The organism is Vibrio sp. 10N (genome assembly GCF_036245475.1).
Taxonomy (GTDB): Bacteria; Pseudomonadota; Gammaproteobacteria; order Enterobacterales; family Vibrionaceae; genus Vibrio.
Genome location: NZ_BTPM01000001.1, coordinates 2,248,160 through 2,265,395, shown reverse-complemented (window position 1 = coordinate 2,265,395; position 17,236 = coordinate 2,248,160). Strand labels below are relative to the sequence as shown.

At 46.7% G+C, this 17,236-nt stretch carries 16 protein-coding genes; 9 read left to right on the top strand and 7 right to left on the bottom strand.

The annotated features are described in order from the left end of the window. Positions 1-4: 4 nt before the first annotated feature. The 5 genes from hisB (at position 5) to hisIE (ending at position 3,896) form a co-directional block, all read left to right on the top strand. Positions 5-1,078: a bifunctional histidinol-phosphatase/imidazoleglycerol-phosphate dehydratase HisB gene (gene hisB, locus AAA946_RS10490; protein ID WP_338164820.1), complete on the top strand. Its 1,074-nt coding sequence runs from the start codon at positions 5-7 to the stop codon at positions 1,076-1,078. After that, positions 1,078-1,695, top strand: coding sequence for an imidazole glycerol phosphate synthase subunit HisH (gene hisH / locus AAA946_RS10485; RefSeq protein ID WP_338164819.1), 618 nt, complete (start codon positions 1,078-1,080; stop codon positions 1,693-1,695). Before hisB ends, hisH begins: the two co-directional genes overlap by 1 nt. Before the next feature lie 85 nt (positions 1,696-1,780). Continuing rightward, positions 1,781-2,518, top strand: coding sequence for a 1-(5-phosphoribosyl)-5-[(5-phosphoribosylamino)methylideneamino]imidazole-4-carboxamide isomerase (gene hisA, locus AAA946_RS10480; protein ID WP_112460470.1), 738 nt, complete (start codon positions 1,781-1,783; stop codon positions 2,516-2,518). Continuing rightward, entirely contained in the window at positions 2,500-3,273 is a 774-nt protein-coding gene (hisF, locus tag AAA946_RS10475; protein WP_338164818.1) for an imidazole glycerol phosphate synthase subunit HisF, read from the top strand. The genes hisA and hisF overlap by 19 nt, the downstream gene beginning before the upstream one ends. Next, positions 3,270-3,896, top strand: coding sequence for a bifunctional phosphoribosyl-AMP cyclohydrolase/phosphoribosyl-ATP diphosphatase HisIE (gene hisIE, locus AAA946_RS10470; RefSeq protein ID WP_338164817.1), 627 nt, complete (start codon positions 3,270-3,272; stop codon positions 3,894-3,896). The genes hisF and hisIE overlap by 4 nt, the downstream gene beginning before the upstream one ends. A gap of 61 nt (positions 3,897-3,957) precedes the next feature. Here the strand turns inward: hisIE and AAA946_RS10465 are convergent, their stop codons facing one another. The 4 genes from AAA946_RS10465 to AAA946_RS10450 form a co-directional block, all read right to left on the bottom strand. After that, entirely contained in the window at positions 3,958-4,734 is a 777-nt protein-coding gene (locus AAA946_RS10465; protein ID WP_338164816.1) for a hypothetical protein, read from the bottom strand. Positions 4,735-4,888: 154 nt separating this feature from the next. Continuing rightward, positions 4,889-4,984, bottom strand: a complete 96-nt coding sequence (locus tag AAA946_RS10460) for a MetS family NSS transporter small subunit (RefSeq protein ID WP_338164815.1) — start codon at positions 4,982-4,984, stop codon at positions 4,889-4,891. An 18-nt stretch (positions 4,985-5,002) separates the two neighbouring features. Continuing rightward, positions 5,003-6,484, bottom strand: coding sequence for a sodium-dependent transporter (locus AAA946_RS10455; RefSeq protein ID WP_338164814.1), 1,482 nt, complete (start codon positions 6,482-6,484; stop codon positions 5,003-5,005). Between the two features lie 471 nt (positions 6,485-6,955). Further along, entirely contained in the window at positions 6,956-7,558 is a 603-nt protein-coding gene (locus AAA946_RS10450; protein ID WP_338164813.1) for an outer membrane protein, read from the bottom strand. A 124-nt stretch (positions 7,559-7,682) separates the two neighbouring features. On the opposite strand from AAA946_RS10450, the gene cydH reads away from it, so the two are divergent. The 4 genes from cydH (at position 7,683) to AAA946_RS10435 (ending at position 11,539) form a co-directional block, all read left to right on the top strand. Beyond that, a complete protein-coding gene (cydH, locus tag AAA946_RS24160) occupies positions 7,683-7,808 on the top strand; it encodes a cytochrome bd-I oxidase subunit CydH (protein ID WP_445206075.1) in 126 nt (41 codons plus the stop codon). A gap of 8 nt (positions 7,809-7,816) precedes the next feature. Further along, positions 7,817-9,004 (top strand): patatin-like phospholipase family protein, encoded by a 1,188-nt coding sequence (locus tag AAA946_RS10445; RefSeq protein ID WP_338164812.1) that lies wholly within the window; start codon positions 7,817-7,819, stop codon positions 9,002-9,004. A gap of 260 nt (positions 9,005-9,264) precedes the next feature. After that, the gene (mlc, locus tag AAA946_RS10440) at positions 9,265-10,482 is read left to right on the top strand and encodes a sugar metabolism global transcriptional regulator Mlc (protein WP_338164811.1); all 1,218 of its coding nucleotides are present in this window, start codon (positions 9,265-9,267) and stop codon (positions 10,480-10,482) included. Between the two features lie 118 nt (positions 10,483-10,600). Next, positions 10,601-11,539, top strand: a complete 939-nt coding sequence (locus AAA946_RS10435) for a chemotaxis protein CheV (RefSeq protein ID WP_338164810.1) — start codon at positions 10,601-10,603, stop codon at positions 11,537-11,539. 303 nt (positions 11,540-11,842) lie between these two features. Here AAA946_RS10435 and AAA946_RS10430 read toward each other — a convergent pair whose 3' ends face one another. From AAA946_RS10430 to imuA, 3 genes are read right to left on the bottom strand one after another with little or no spacing between them, the layout of a single operon-like run. Next, positions 11,843-14,920 carry an error-prone DNA polymerase gene (locus AAA946_RS10430; protein WP_338164809.1) on the bottom strand — a complete coding sequence of 1,026 codons (3,078 nt, stop codon included), beginning with the start codon at positions 14,918-14,920 and terminating at the stop codon, positions 11,843-11,845. A gap of 32 nt (positions 14,921-14,952) precedes the next feature. Beyond that, the gene (locus AAA946_RS10425; protein ID WP_338165819.1) at positions 14,953-16,395 is read right to left on the bottom strand and encodes a Y-family DNA polymerase; all 1,443 of its coding nucleotides are present in this window, start codon (positions 16,393-16,395) and stop codon (positions 14,953-14,955) included. A gap of 6 nt (positions 16,396-16,401) precedes the next feature. Next, entirely contained in the window at positions 16,402-17,097 is a 696-nt protein-coding gene (imuA, locus tag AAA946_RS10420; protein WP_338164808.1) for a translesion DNA synthesis-associated protein ImuA, read from the bottom strand. Positions 17,098-17,236: the final 139 nt, after the last annotated feature.

The following is a 17,236-nucleotide window of genomic DNA, read 5'->3' as shown; positions in this document are numbered from 1 at the left end:
TAGAGTGAGCAACCAACAGAAAATTTTATTTATTGACCGCGACGGCACGTTAATTGTCGAGCCGCCAGTGGACTTTCAAGTTGACCGTCTAGACAAGTTGAAACTTGAGCCATACGTCATTCCAAGTCTGTTAGCACTGCAAGATGCAGGCTACCGTCTAGTGATGGTGACTAACCAAGATGGACTCGGTACTGACAGCTACCCACAAGCCGACTTCGATGCCCCACATAATATGATGATGGAAATCTTTGAGTCTCAAGGTGTTAAGTTTGATGATGTGCTGATTTGCCCGCACTTCGACGAAGACAACTGCTCGTGCCGCAAGCCTAAGCTAGGACTGGTCAAAGAGTATCTACAAAGCGGCAAGGTGGACTTTAAAACTTCAGCTGTGATTGGCGATCGTCAAACGGATCTACAACTTGCGGAAAACATGGCGATCCGCGGTATCCAGTACAACCCTGAAACCATGGGTTGGAAGCAAATCCTAAAAGATCTCACCGTGAAAGCACGCACGGCTGAAGTGGTACGCACCACGAAAGAAACCGACATTAAAGTGTTCGTAAACCTTGATGAAGCTGGCGGCAACGAAATTTCAACTGGCATGGGTTTCTTCGACCACATGCTGGATCAAATTGCCACGCACGGCGGCTTCCAGATGAAGTGTCTTGTGAAAGGCGATTTGCACATTGATGATCACCACACCATTGAAGATACGGCATTGGCATTAGGCCAAGCGCTAAAAGAAGCGCTTGGTGACAAGCGTGGTATTGGCCGCTTTGGTTTCAGTCTGCCAATGGATGAGTGTTTGGCTCAGTGTGGTTTGGACCTTTCTGGCCGCCCATACCTTAAGTTTGACGCTGAATTCTCTCGGGAGCAGGTTGGTGATCTCTCAACGGAAATGGTGGTTCACTTTTTCCGCTCTCTCACAGATACCCTAGCGTGCACTCTGCACCTCTCATCATCTGGCGACAATGATCACCACATCATTGAGAGTCTATTTAAAGCGTTTGGCCGCACACTTCGTCAAGCGATTAAAGTGGAAGGCAATGAGCTACCAAGCAGTAAAGGAGTCTTGTAATGACCACCCAAAATGTTGTCATTATCGATACTGGCTGCGCTAACGTTTCTTCGGTTAAGTTCGCGATTGAGCGTCTGGGCTATCAAGTGGTTATCTCTAAAGAGCCAGACGTGGTTTTAGCTGCAGATAAACTGTTTTTGCCAGGCGTTGGCACGGCTAGTGAAGCGATGAAAAACCTCGAAGAGCGTAATCTCATAGAGCTAGTAAAACAGGTTGAAAAGCCCGTGCTTGGGATCTGCCTCGGTATGCAGCTGCTTGGTAAGCTTTCTCAAGAGAAAGGCCAAAAGGCAGATGAGCTTGTTGAGTGTTTAGGTTTATGTGAAGGCGAAGTAAGACGTCTAGAAACGGGTGACTTGCCACTACCGCACATGGGCTGGAATACCGTGAAAGCGGCTCCGGGTAACCCACTTTTTGCCGGTATTGAAGAGGGCGAGTACTTCTACTTTGTACACAGCTTTGGTATGCCAGTGGGCGACTACACCATTGCGGAGTGTGACTACGGAAACCCGTTTAGCGCAGCGATTCAAAGTGGTAACTACTTTGGTGTGCAGTTCCACCCAGAGCGCTCTTCGAAAGCGGGTTCAAGGCTGATTCAGAACTTCTTAGAACTGGTATAACGCCGTTTTTGCCAAGCAAGTGCTTTGCACTAAATAGAACAGACATATGACGCCTCACAAGGCCGTGAGGCTAAAGGATTGAAACGTGATTATTCCTGCATTAGACCTTATTGAAGGACAAGTAGTACGTCTTTATCAAGGCGACTATGGTCAAGTGACCGAGTACAAAGTGGATCCTGTTGAACAGTTCAACTTGTACCACCAAGCTGGTGCGAACTGGCTGCATCTTGTGGATCTGACAGGTGCGAAAGATACGACAGCACGCCAGCTTGATCTTATCGCGAAATTGCTCGCGGGTACGCCGGCGAACATTCAAATTGGCGGCGGCGTTCGTAGTGAACAAGATGTCGTTGACCTGCTCGAAGCAGGTGCACAGCGTGTCGTGGTTGGTTCTACGGCCGTTAAACAGCCTGAGTTAGTAAAAGGCTGGATGGAAAAATATGGCGCTGAGCGTATTGTGCTTGCGCTGGATATTAACATCGATGAGAACGGCACTCGAAAAGTGGCGATTTCTGGTTGGCAAGAAGACTCAGGCGTCACCATTGAAGCACTGATTGATGATTACCTAACAGTGGGTCTTAAGCACGTATTGTGTACAGATATTTCTCGTGACGGCACGCTAGCGGGCAGCAATGTTGAGCTATATGTCGACCTATGTAAGCAATACCCACAGGTTCAATTCCAGTCATCGGGCGGTATCGGCAGCCTAGCGGATATTGAAGCGCTGAAAGGCACTGGCGTATCTGGTGTGATTGTTGGTCGTGCATTATTGGACGGTAAGTTTACCGCAGAGGAGGCATTCCAATGCTGGCTAAGCGAATAATTCCTTGTTTGGATGTCCGTGACGGGCAAGTGGTTAAAGGCGTCCAGTTTCGCAATCACGAAGTCATTGGTGACATCGTACCGTTAGCTGCTCGCTACGCGGAAGAGGGTGCGGATGAGCTGGTCTTTTATGATATCACTGCATCCAGTGATGGCCGTGTTGTTGATAAAAGCTGGGTCGCGCGTGTTGCGGAAGTGATTGATATCCCTTTCTGTGTTGCTGGTGGTATTAAATCGGCTGAAGATGCGGCGCGCATTCTTGAGTTTGGTGCAGACAAAGTCTCTATTAACTCCCCAGCGCTTGCTAACCCTGAGCTTATTACCGATCTGGCTGACAAGTTTGGTGTTCAATGTATCGTGGTCGGCATCGATTCTTATTTTGATAAAGAAACGGGCAAATATCAGGTTTATCAGTTTACCGGTGATGAAGCGCGCACTAAAGCGACCAAATGGGAAACTCGTGATTGGGTTCAGGAAGTACAAAAGCGCGGTGCGGGTGAAATCGTTCTCAATATGATGAACCAAGATGGCGTTCGCAATGGCTACGATATTGAACAGCTCAATATGGTACGCGAAGTGTGTAACGTACCGCTTATCGCATCAGGTGGGGCGGGTGCTATGGAGCACTTTGCAGAAGCCTATCAGAAGACTAACGTTGATGGCGCACTCGCGGCATCGGTATTCCACAAGCAGATCATCAATATTGGTGAGCTAAAGCAGTATTTGAAACAACAAGGTGTGGAGATCAGATTATGAGCCAAACAGCGGCCGATTTAACACAGCGTATCGACTGGGAAAAAGTAGACGGCTTGGTTCCAGCGATCGTCCAAGACTTTCAATCCAGCCAAGTGCTTATGATGGGTTACATGAACCCAGCTGCGCTTGAAAAAACGCTAGATACCGAGCAAGTGACTTTCTTTTCACGCACCAAATCTCGCCTTTGGACTAAGGGTGAAACATCAGGAAATGTCCTTCAGTTAAAGAACATTTCTTTGGATTGTGATAATGACACCTTGCTAGTCAAGGTCGATCCAATCGGGCCTACTTGCCACACCGGAACAACAACGTGCTTTGATGGCGATCCTCAAGAGGAGTCGCAAATGGTGTGGCTTCATCAGCTTGAGCAACTTCTTGCCGCTCGAAAAGATGCGGATCCGGAATCTTCTTATACCGCGAGCCTCTATGCCCGTGGCACCAAGCGTATATCGCAAAAAGTGGGCGAAGAAGGCGTTGAAGTTGCGCTTGCGGCAACGTCGGGTGACAAGGATGAGCTAGTGTGTGAATCTGCCGATCTTATCTATCACTTGATGGTATTGTTGCAAGACCAAGGCTTGTCGATGAATGATGTGGTAAACAAGCTTAAAGAACGTCATAAGTAGCGTTCTTTCGGTATAAAAAGCCAGCTTGGTATGCTTACCAAGCTGGCTTTTTTACACCGGATTAATAGCCAAATGCGGGCGCTAGAACCTTGTACATAAGTCCCGGGAAATCATCTGGTAGATGTAGGGTGTTTCGATGGTTGTCTTCACTCTCTACACTGAAATCAAGGTGTATGTAAAATCGCTCAGACTTTCTATAAGTGTCGATATCGAAGTCGGAGAGCCCATAGTAGGGCGTGCCGTCAGAAGTGACATGGTTGCCATTAGATCGGATGTTCAGAGTGTGTTGAATACCATTGCAGTTCTCTTCAATACAATCATAGCCCACGCTGTACATGGCGCCATCTGGAGCAATGCTGACCGTTTCGCTGTCAAGACCTACAGCTTTGTGATTGATTCCAGGCCAAAGTTTTCCGTTGGCAATATGCTCATCACTGACAGCCCATGTAAATGCATGGTCAAAGAAATACTCGGGTTCGCTCAAGCTACGAGAAGCAAAATAAACGATGGTCAACTCGTCATTTTGCCAGTTACAGGAGACATGAATGTCCATTTGAGGATGTGTCCCTTGATAGCGGCAGACATGGTCAAGCGCCTCAGTTGTCATGCCAAAACGATTCGCCACTTCTTGATACCAAGTAATCGGTAGCCTGTCTGGAATAAGGTCGCCTGGAAGGTGTCCTGGCTCTCCAGCGTCTGGGTGAGGACGGTCTGGAACGGATCCTTCTGGTAAGTGTGCCGGAGGAGGAGTTTGAGGTACCGGGTTATCTTGATCGTTACTTGATGAATTACAACCAGTTAATATCGCAAATGCCGCAAGAGGAAGTAGATATTTCATACGCACCTTGGTTTATTTAAAGAACTTGGCGTACTTATATCAATTGGTGAGTCGTGCCACTATTTATGGTTTCTTATAACGATCATAAGAGTCACTAATCATGTTTCAATTTCAGAAAGACAAGAGCCAGCGAAATACGCTGGCTCCAATATGATTACTGTTTATTCATTGCCTTACGAATACAGTAAGACGCACCGCCCCAGGTAATTCCTAGGCCTAGAATCATCATAAAGATTGCACTTGTGGTCATCGTTACACTCCTTAACTGTTAAGCATCACTGGATGTAGAATTGCTGCTGGTGGCGTTAATGACAATGCCAATCACGACGAGTAATCCCATTAGCCCCCAGCCAAGGAGCATGAGATCAGATTGAGCATAGCCGCCATAGCCATCTGAAATTAGTGTTGCGAACTTAGTCGCCACGATAATGGCCAAAATTACCGGGGTAATGAAGCGCAGACAGACATCAAACCATGTACCAATAGTAAAGTCAGATATTTTATTGACGTAGTCGCGTACGTCGGCAATTTTTAGCAGCCATGCCATGAGGACTATTTCAATTAAGCAACTGGTGACGATACCAACGTTGTTTGCAAAGTGATCAACAAGATCCAGTAGCAGTAAGCCTCCATTAGTTGCAAACGCCATAGAGATCACAAACCCCGTACCACAGATAATGGTGGCAGCTTTACTGCGACGCCATTTCAGTTTGTCGATGACTGCCGATGTCACAGCTTCCATGATTGAAATGTGCGAGCTAAGTCCAGCGACTACCAATGCAAAGAAGAATAGGGGGCCGAGAATATAGGGAGCTGGCAGTAGGTTGATCGCGGCAGGTAGGGTAACAAAAGCCAAACCAACACCCGCAGTCACTACTTCAGTGAGTGGTTTGCCTTGCTCTTGTGCCATATAACCCAGTACAGAGAAAATCATAATACCGGCTAAGATCGAGAAGCCGCAGTTAATCAACACGGTCATAAACGCGTTGTTGGTAATATCAGACTTCTCAGGAAGGTAGCTAGAGTAGGCAAGCATAATGGCAAAGCCGATACTCAAGGTGAAGAAAATCTGTCCATACGCAGCAGCCCAAACCTTTACATCCCAAATCTTGCTAAAGTCGGGTTCAAACATGTAGTTGATGCCGTTGAGAGCACCTGGAAGAAAAGCCATACGAGCGATAAGCAGCAGTACCATGATGAACAGGATTGGCATCATAATTTTCGCTGCACGTTCAATACCAGACTTCACGCCACCGGCAATGGCGGCATAAGTAATAGCCCAAGCAATCGCCATGGAACCTGCGATCTTCCATTGAATAGAACCAAGGTTTGTTGGTGAATTGTCGCCTAGCTTTAAATACTCGCTAAAGAAGAAAGCGTTGGTATCGGTGCCCCAGCTTTGAGTAAATGACATGCCAAAGTAGGAAATGGCCCAGCCAATGACTGCAACATAATAAACCGCAATGGTTGCCGCTACACCGACTTGGAACCAGCCTAACCACTCAAACTTTGAATTAATTTTTGCGAGCGTTTTAGGTGCAGACCCACGATATTTTTGCCCCATACTAAATTCAAGGATCATAAACGGAATACCCGCAGTAATCATGGCAAAGAGGTAAGGAATAAAGAACGCTCCCCCACCATTTTCATAGGCCATGTAAGGGAAGCGCCAAATGTTCCCAAGACCAATCGCGGATCCAACCGCGGCAAGAATAAATCCCGCTCGGGATCCCCACTGTTCACGTTTCATAGTGAATTCCTTTGTGTCATCTGTGATGTTGTGTTTGTTAGTCTAGAATAATTCACCAAAACACGATGCTTGCATCAAGCGCCTGATGTTGTGGTCAATAATGTCGACATTAAATGCTTGGATGAAGTTATTGTTTGTTTTTCTTGGTATATTGGTTTTTTGTGTTTTTAATGGGCGATTGAATATTTAATTATTGAAATATAAATCTGCCTATTGAGAGTTAGATTAACGATGTGAAACCTTATTAGCAATACAACTAGTAAGGTTATTTTATGGGTGGCGTCAGTTTTAATATCTTTTGATGGGTTTATTTGTAGATGTTAATTCTGAAATGAAGGCTTTGGGCGATAATAGGCTACGGCCTAGCTTATAAAACTTGGTGCAATGGTCTTATTTTTACAAGCAGTGCTTTGTTTTAGGCATGTTGCTAACTTGTAGTTAAATTGTGTGGCTGGTCAGGTTGTGGCTGAGCTAAAATTTCATGCTCAAGCCGAGGTTGGTTTGTAGCTGATTCATCCAACTGGTTTTAAAAGCAATAAAACAGCTTTGGTCATCGGTTGGGAGATTGCAGATCGAGACCGATTCATTACTCACCACTGTTCCCTGCCAGCGAAGTTGGCCATTGAAAGCGAGGTTTTCGGTAAAATAATATTCAACACCCCCGAAAATACTTGCTGCGAAACCTGTGTGCGACTTTGTCCATTGCCCTGAGGTGTGCGATGCGCCTAATCCTGCCCCAATATACGCTTGAGTGCGGTCGTTTGCTTGATAGAGAGCACTGCTCTGAAACTGCAAGTACTGGATAGTCGTGTCGAGGTTAAGAGTATCGAGAGAGGAATCTTGCCTTGAATAAAAAGCGCCCATTCTGCCGTTTCGGAACGGAAACTCGATAGCCAAGGCCAAGTTGGCGGAAGGTGAAATGTCATAGTTGGCGCCGTCGGCACTTTCTGCCGCTCCTCCAAACGAGTAGCCGATAAACGGTGTGACCGTTACGTCGGCCAGAGTATGAGTGCTAAAAAGTGCGGCGGTGGTGAGTATAGCTTTGATCGTCATTGCGGTGGAACACGAACGCATTTTCTCTCTCCTAAACAGAATCTCTGTTTTTCAAATCACATTTCTTCTACTAGTTTTAAACATAGTGTGACGCTAACGCCATAATTTTTGGGTGGTTATTTAATGGTTGTAAATACATGTCACAATGATAGATGAAATGTTACAGAAAGGAGAGGTTATGGAGTACGATCTAAAATTAGCATTCACAATTACAGCTATTGCGTTTAGCACGATTATTGCCTTCGGTGCCATCGCGATTTTCTCAGCTTAGACACTGATATGGCGAACGCTGGCTTAGTAACCAATGCCCGCACCGTCATCGACTATCAACAATTTGGTAAATATTTAGACGGAAAAACGGCGTTAGTGGCACAAGGTGGAGGTCAACGAGGGATCTTCACCTCGGGTGTGCTCGACGCCTTTTTGTTGTCAAACTTTGACCCTTTCGATGAGTTTTATGGCACCTCGGCAGGCGCGTTGAATATCTGTGCATTTCTTTCTCGTCAAGCTGAGCTAGGCAAGTCTTTCATTCTCGACTTAACCACAGATCCTCAGTTTTTTCATTTATTTAGCTTTATGCGTCGCAAGCAGTATCTCAACCTAAAATGGGCGCTAGATAAAATTTGCGATTACCCTTACAAACTAGACATCGATATGGGGCGACGGGTGATAGGTCATCGACGCGCGTTTGCAGCAACCACCGACGTCAATACGCTCAAAGATCACTACCTACCTATGTTACAAGATGACTGGTATCAGGTTCTTATGGCGACCAGTGCTATTCCAACCTTATTTGATGGAACCGTTGCTCATCAGGGAAATGAATTTATTGATGGCGGCGTTTCAGCCTCTATTCCAGTGCAGCAAGCGTGGCGGCAAGAGTGTCGGAGTATTATCGTCATTCGCACTGAACAGTATGTGACGGATGAAGCTAAGCTTGTTGAGGATCAGCCCGTCGCGACAGAATCACCAACTTGGCTCAGAGATTCGTTAAATAACCTGCAACTGCAATGGCAAGATAAAGTAGAGCAATGGTCAAGTGATTGGGGGGCGTTCTTTGAAAATCGTAAGTTGAAAGCTGATGCATTGAAGCACGCGGAGCATCTCAAGCTTATTAATGGCGGACGTTGGTTATTTGGTGCAGGGGATATCTACCGCCTTAGTCACTTGTTTGGAGAGCGTTTCGACTCAGGGCTTGCAGACATGTTGATGGTGCATTATCAAACCTATTCACTGACAAGCGAGTTTCTAAAGACTCCACCAGATGATTGTTTTATTTGGCAAATAGCCCCCGATCAGCCGTTAAAAACCTCGTCATTACTCAGTGATATCGACGATATACTCCATGACTATCAAGTGGGTTTAGACGCCGGATTCCGTTTTGTGGATAGTTACAACCTCGCTAAGCGGCACAAAGCCCTCACAAGTACCAACAATGACTTATGGCAACCCTACCAAGCCAGCTAACCCTAATGGGTATTGACAAATTGAATGGTTATTAATAGGTGCTAAATAAGTACCAATGTGCGCAACAAACTTTTAAAAACAACTGGATATTATTTGAACGTTCAAGCGGCAAACTGTGACAGGCTCTTCAGGTGTAACTTGATACGTGCCCCAATCTTCCACCTATATGCGTGATATTTGTCACGGCAATCCTATAAACTGCTTCACAATTACTTCGCAAAGTAAAAAAATTAACAGGTTGTTGTTTTCTGGAGTTCAAAATGTACATGGCTCAACCCGGGCACATTGATCATATCAAGCAGATCAATGCTGGTCGTGTGTATAAACTGATAGACCAATTTGGGCCTATTTCGCGTATCGACCTATCTAAATTAAGCAGTTTAGCACCCGCGAGTATCACCAAAATTACGCGAGAACTCATCGAAGCACACCTGATCCACGAAACAGCGGTGCAAGAAGCGACCAGTCGAGGTCGACCAGCCGTCGGTTTGCAGACCAATAATCAAGGCTGGCAATTCTTATCTATGCGTCTGGGTCGTGGTTACCTATCCATTGCGCTGCACGAGCTTGGCGGCGATGTTCTTATTGATACCAAAATTGAAATTCATGAAGTCGATCAAGAGGATGTGCTTGCTCGATTACTGTATGAAATCGATGATTTTTTTGAAAGCTACAGTGAACAGCTGGATCGTGTCACCAGCATTGCATTAACCCTTCCTGGTCTTGTGAATTCTGACAAAGGCATCGTGTTACAGATGCCACATTACAACGTAAAAAACCTGAATGTCGCTGAAGAGATATTCAAAGTGACGGGTTTACCAGTATTTGTTGCTAACGATACGCGTGCATGGGCGTTGGCAGAGAATCTATTTGGCCACTCCCAAGACTGTGATAATTCGGTCTTGATCTCTATTCACCATGGTCTCGGTGCCGGTATCATCCTAGATGGTCGCGTGCTGCAAGGGCGTCACGGTAATATTGGTGAGTTGGGACATATTCAGATTAACCGTCAAGGTAAGGATTGCCACTGTGGTAATACGGGGTGCCTTGAAACCGTCGCTAGTTCCCAAGCTATTCGTGATGAAGTGACTCAACGCTTAGCTCGAGGTGAGGCGTCGATACTCGCCGATTATGAAGAGATTTCCGTTGAAGCGATCTGTGAGGCCGCCGTTAAAGGTGATGCACTTGCCGTCAATGTGGTTGAGAAGTTAGGCGAGCATCTCGGTAGTGCGATCGCCATTGTTATCAATTTATTCAACCCTGAGAAAGTTTTGATTGGCGGCGTCATCAACCAAGCTAAAGAGATTCTCTATCCAGCGATTGAGCGCTGTATCGCCAATCAAAGTTTGCCAGTTTATACCGAAGATTTGAAACTGGTTGAATCGCGTTTTTATAAGCAAGCGACCATGCCTGGTGCCGCCTTGGTAAAACAAGCTTTATACGATGGCCTGTTATTAATGAAAGTTATTGAAGGATAACGCTTTTCACACTCTTTGCTGACGGTCATATTTTTGTTTGTTAAGTCAGTAAACTTCTTGTGCTTCCTGCCGATATCATGAGATAAGAAATTGTTAATGTTTTTGCCAAGGAAGCCTCATGTCGAGCGTATTGAGTTCTGTCGACCAGCGTACCCAGCTAGTGGGTGAAAATAGACTTGAGCTGTTGATGTTCACGCTGAACAGTCGTCAGACTTTTGCTATCAATGTTTTTAAAGTCAAAGAGGTACTCAAGCTACCTCCGCTAACCCAACTTCCTGGCTCACATCCAAGTATTCGTGGTGTTGCTTCTCTTCGTGGGGAGTCACTGCCAGTGATTGACTTGCGTCGGGCAATTGGCTTTCCTGCGCTGCAGAATGAAGCGGTGCAAAACCTGATTATTACCGAATACAATCGTACGGTTCAGGGCTTTCTTGTCGGGGAAGTGAAAAATATCGTCAATACTGCGTGGACAGAGATCCAGCCGCCGCCTCGCACAGTCGGTCGTTCCAACTACCTGACTGCTATCACCAAAGTTGAAGAAGCTGACGGCGTAAGCTTGGTGGAAATCATCGACGTAGAGAAGGTGCTGGCTGAGATCATTGACTATGACATTGCTATCTCGGAAGAAACACTCGATCGCGCCTTATTACCGCATCTTGCTGGAAAGAAAATCTTGATTGTTGATGATTCATCGACCGCTCGTCACCAAGTTAAAGCGACGCTTGCTCAGCTTGGTGTAGAAATCATTGAATGTTTCGATGGTGCGATGGCACTGAAACTGCTTAAGCAGTGGTGTGATGAAGGGGTTGATGTGTGCAGTGAGCTTCTGATGATGATCACCGACGCGGAGATGCCCGAGATGGATGGCTATAAGTTAACTCACGAAGTGCGAAGCGATCCGAGAATGAAAGATCTGTTTATCACCTTGAATACCTCGCTTAGTGGTAGCTTTAACGATGCGATGGTCGAGAAGGTAGGGTGCGACCGATTTATTTCTAAGTTCCAACCAGACTTGTTAGTGGATGTGGTTCAACAGCGTATTCGTCGTGATCTTTGATTTTTCGCGTTGCGAATTAAATTACGACATACGGTAAAGTTTGTTCTATAATAAAACAGTATCTATGGGGTAGTACTCTTAGATCAGCGCAAGATATTTTACTACCAGCTAAAGGTTGTTCCATCAGAATGATTTGGTTAACTTCTAAGGTCTTAATGACTTTGAGTTTACTCATCTACAAGGAATGGAAGAAAAGACGTACGGAAGCGGCAGTAAAAGTGGATGTTTAATCCATGCGATTTAAAAAAAGCGGGAACGTCGGTTCCCGCTTTTGTATTTTTTCTTTCGGTAAAAAGCACTGGATTAGTGAAACTCACGAGACTGTACTTTCAGCTCACTTAACTGCGCTGTCATGTCAATAAGCCGGCCTGCAATGACATGTGTTACCTCACCTTCACGTTCTAATATGCCTTTCACCTTGAGGATCTTTGAGGTGAGATAGGCTTGCTTTTGTGCCCTAGCGGTGGCTTGCCATACTACGACGTTAATGTTGCCAGTGTCGTCTTCTAATGTGAAAAAGGTGACGCCAGCTGCCGTTCCCGGAGACTGCTTACCTGTGACCATACCGACTACCGTGACCAGAGTTTGATGGTCTTTATTCACTAATTCAGTCATTCGGGTGAAGCGTCCAAGCTTGCCTGCTTCATCGAGTAAGGTGATAGGGTGCTTGCTCAGTGATACATTCATCGATGAAAAATCTTCAAGCATATCTTCAATGGCTGAAGGCTTGTAAGGTAACGGATCTGCTGATAGCGATTGAGCACCGTGCTGGAATAGGGGTAAATCATCTAAGCTGTCCATCATTGCCCAGCGTGTGGCGTAGCGATCCCCCGAAATACACTGCAGAGCATTGGCTGAGGCGAGAGTTTCCAGTTCACGTCGATTGAGCCCGAGTTGCTTTATCTGCGTTGGAGTTCGAAAGCCCTCTGGTGGCCTATGTTGTAGAAGTTTTTGAATGCTCTGCTCACTTAATCCATTGACCTGCCTAAATCCCAGTTGCAGTGTCAGCCCTTTGGCACTCTGTCTCAGATAGTGATGGTACGTCGAGCGATTGACACAGACAGGCGCGATATCGACCTGATGTCGCTTAGCATCTTGAATTAATTGTGAAGCACTATAGAAGCCCATAGGAAGGCTATTTAGCAATGAGGTGTAAAAGGCCTCAGGATAGTAATACTTCAGCCAAGCACTGCAATAGGCCAGTACTGCAAATGACGCAGAGTGACTTTCTGGAAAGCCATACTCACCAAAGCCACAGATCTGATCAAACAACCGCTCGGCAAAGTCGATTTGATAGCCGTTTTGCTGCATGCCGTCGATCAATTTATGGCGAAACTTGGCCAAGTTGCCATTTTTCTTCCAAGCTGCCATCGCGCGGCGCAGCTTATCAGCCTCACCACCGGTAAACCCTGCTGCGACCATCGCCAGTTTGATCACTTGCTCTTGGAAAATGGGCACGCCTAATGTGCGTGAGAGTACGGCTTTCACTTCCTCAGAGGGATAAGAGACAGGCTCTTCACCATTGCGACGTTTAAGAAACGGATGCACCATATCCCCCTGAATGGGCCCTGGTCTGACGATGGCAATTTGAATCACGAGATCGTAATAGGTTGCTGGCTTTAGGCGAGGCAACATGCTCATTTGCGCGCGAGATTCAATCTGAAACACGCCCACAGTATCGGCACGTTGTAGCATGCCGTAGACATTGGGGTCATCTTGAAGCCTCGTAATATCCGCGATGCTCAGCTTGCGGCCGTAATGCTTGTCAACCAATTGGAAGCATTTACGAATGGCGGTGAGCATACCTAAAGCAAGCACATCGACTTTAAGGAGTCCTAAGCTCTCTAGGTCATCTTTATCCCATTGAATAACGGTGCGATCAGCCATTGCGGCGTTCTCTACCGGTACGAGTTCGTATAAAGGGCCGGATGCAATCACAAAGCCACCAACATGTTGAGATAAGTGTCTAGGGAAGCCGGTGATGTCGTTAACGAGCTCAATAAATTGTTGTCCTTTGAGAGAGTCTGGTTTTAGCCCAAGCTCGACCAATTGCGCCTGCCACCCTTGTGAGCGATCGCGGCGGTTGATGTTTTTAATAAAGTAATCAAGCTGGGTTTCGCTAACGCCTAGCGCTTTGCCCACATCGCGTACCGCACTTTTAAATCGGTAAGAGATCACCGTAGCTGCAAGCGCTGCCCGCTCACGGCCATATTTTTGATAGATGTATTGAATCACCTCTTCACGGCGTTCGTGCTCAAAGTCGACATCAATATCAGGCGGCTCATTACGCTCTTTACTGATAAAACGCTCAAACAGTACCGAGATCTGTCTTGGGTCGACGGAGGTAATTTCGAGGCAGTAACAGACCACCGAGTTAGCCGCAGAGCCACGGCCTTGATAAAGGATCCCTTGCCGCTTAGCGAACATGACGATGTCATGAATGGTCAAAAAATAGAAAGGGTACTTAAGATCCTCAATAAGAAATAACTCTTTTTCAATCGTTTGCTCAACTTCCGCAGGCACCCCTTCAGGAAAGCGCAGCCGTTTACCGTGTTCGACCAACTCCCTTAAATAGCTCATAGGTGTTTTACCATTGGGGATAAGCTCGCTCGGGTACTCATATTGGAGCTCTTTTAACTTGAACTTACATAGGCTGGCAATGTAGATACTTTCTTCTAGCCACTCTTCACGATACAGCTTAGTTAGCTTGGCCTTAGGGCGTAAGCTGCGCTCAGTATTTGCCAGTAAGTGACCACACACTTTATCGATAGACGTATTGAGTTTAATCGCGGTTAAGGTGTGCTGCAGTGGCAAGCGTGTCGCGGTGTGCATTAGTACACCACCACAAGCAGTAATAGGGCGCTGCAGCTCTACGGCTAATGATTCACAGTGGGCAAGGTATTTATGCTCATGAGAATTAAGGTGACGCTGCACACCAATCCAAAGTCTATGGGCGTGGTATTGTTCGAGCCAGCGTCCCCACTTGAGATCACGCTCATCGCCACAAGGCAGCCAAATGACTAGACAGTGACGCAGTGACATCACGTCCCATTCAGAAAGTTGATACTCGCCTTTCTCACAGCGACGCCTCGCGTTAGTAATGATGCGGCACAGCTCAGCGTACGCCTCACGACTTGGACATAGCAATAGAAATTGGCACTCACTATTGAGCCAAAACATGCTGCCGACAATCTGCTTAATCGATAAGTCGTGCTGCTTAATGGCTGTGTGGGCGCGTACCACACCCGCAACTGAGCATTCATCGGTTATCGCAATGGCGCTGTATTGTAAAAAATCGGCCTGCAGCACCAGCTCCTCCGCATGGGAGGCGCCAGTAAGGAAGGAAAAATTGCTCTGACAAAAAAGCTCAGCGTACTTCATGGTTAACGGTCTACTGATTGACGAATTAAAGGTTAACTAAATTGCCCGTGGATAAACCACTGCTTGTCTTCGGTGCGAAACACCCAAAGCCATTGGCCTTGATCGCTGCGTGCCACATAGTAATCACGCTTTACTGGGTTACCATCCCACCAGCCGCTGACAATACGCTCGGGACCAACGACTACACTGACTTTTTGCTCCAGTGGCATTGGCGCGCTAAACAGCAGGCTTGGACGCAGCTTAATCGGTAAGTGAGCATTTACCTTGGGTGATTCTGTCGCGGCTGGGGCGCTCGGTTGGGTTGCGTATTCCGGTCTTGGATCGTCGGTGAGTGTTAATGAGGTAACACTTTGTTGCCCAAGCTTTGCTTGCAGCGTGGAGATAAGCTCTAGCGCCGTTTGACGACCTTTCACCCCACTAAACAGATCGTGTTCATGCACTTGCACTTCATCGGCACGTACTATGCTCAGAGTCAAACCACTCACCGCGCCGTCTAGTTGAATGCTCTCTAAGGTGAGGGCGGATAAGGCTTGCCATTTTTCAGCCAGATAATCCCCTTGCGCCGAGTGAAAGCTCACTGATTTATCACTGTGATCACGTTGATGTAGCGTCAGTGACAGTTCAAACGCGACTTTGTCCCTCAGCTTAAGAAACACTTCCAGTTGTCGGAACAAGCGCGTTAAGGGCTTCTGCAACCAATCGATGTTCTCGATATCAAACAGCAGCTCTAAGTACTGGCGAAAATGTTCTGGTGGATGATAGAAATCAACCGGGTGTTTAAATTGCCCAGTAAGCCGGCCGGTATAATTGACTAAGTCGATATCAAAGCGTTTGGCAATGTCAGGAAGTGGCAGCCCGAGTAAATCTTGGATGGTTTGGATCCCCACGCGCTGCAATTTTTCGACTTGCTTGGTTGGTAGCTCAGAGCAGGTTAGTGGATAGCGTGCGAGCGCCTTATTAAGTTTGTCTCGGTTGGATTCTATCCAGTTACGCCCTTGTTTTGCCATGAGCATCGCCGCATAAGGCGATACGCCGGTTGAGTAGTGCGTTTGTACCTCTAAATGCGCGAGGTGCGTCTGTAAAGCGTGCCAATAGTTTTCGATGCCGTCGTAAAGTGACAGCATATTGGTGACTTTAAGCAGTAGGCCATTGGGAGGGCACAGACAGATATCCGAGGTGATCATATAGAGCCACTGCGCAATGTCTTGCAGGCGGCGAGTTTCAACATCACTGTCATAAGGGTGCACTTGTAGATCTTGGCAAAGCGCAGCGGCGCTGCCAAGCCCCATGCCTAATGTCACGCCTTGCTCTAGTGCGCGTGTATTGACTTGCACAACGGTATGCCGGCGACCATCGACAATAGCGACGGCGAGCGATTCTTGTTGTTTATCCGCCGCGTTAGGTTGCGCCTGCTTAACAGACGCAAATAAGGTGTCGAGCTGTAAGGTCGGAAAATGTAGATATAACCACAACAACATCGACTATCCTTGCTGGCGCATTGGAAACGCAACCACGGTTGAAGGGCTAGTTTGGTGAGTGCGAGTAAGCTCTGGCCAGCGGTCGTGCATATTAATCACGAACTGATCGCGTACAAATCCGCCTTTACGTTTAGTAATGGAGACCGACAGCCCCATATCGTGAGGTGCTAGAGTCAGACTGAGTGAGACAGGCAAAGAAAAGACCTGTGAATCACCTTGGCTGAGTTCAGGCTTAAACAGAAACTGTAGGCAGTGGCCTATGTCACTTGCCACTTGAAGGCGCTTCGCTTGATGGATCTCAATCCCACTATGCCATAGACAGACACCGCAACATGCACCACTTTTTAAGCATTGCTCTGCGGCCCAAAGTGCGTGTTGAGGAGAGTCTGGATAGATCAAAAGTACTTGCGACGGAGCGATGCCTTGAGCGTAGAGATACTCGGCACACAAATAGCCCGGTGGATTAATCAGTACGAACAGTCGTTGTGCCGCGTGTTTTTGTACGTAAGGCATCAATAATCTAAGCTCGCCAATACCTTGCTGTGATTGGATATCAATAACGCCGGAAGTAGGAAAGCCCCCACCAAGGCGTTGGTCGAGTTCGGGAAAACCAGTCGCTTTATACTCGCCAGGAGAGTCGATTCGATTTCCTTTCCAAATCAGTTGCTTGCTTTGTAAATCACTAATTAATTCATGCATAATAAAATACCTGTATATATATACAGTATATAAGAATTCATCGCCACCGCAAGCCTTGATGAAGACACAATGATGCTGTTTGATTACAGAGCGAGCAGAAACAAAAGGTTAGTGGAAACAATCTTGAAACACTGCGGAA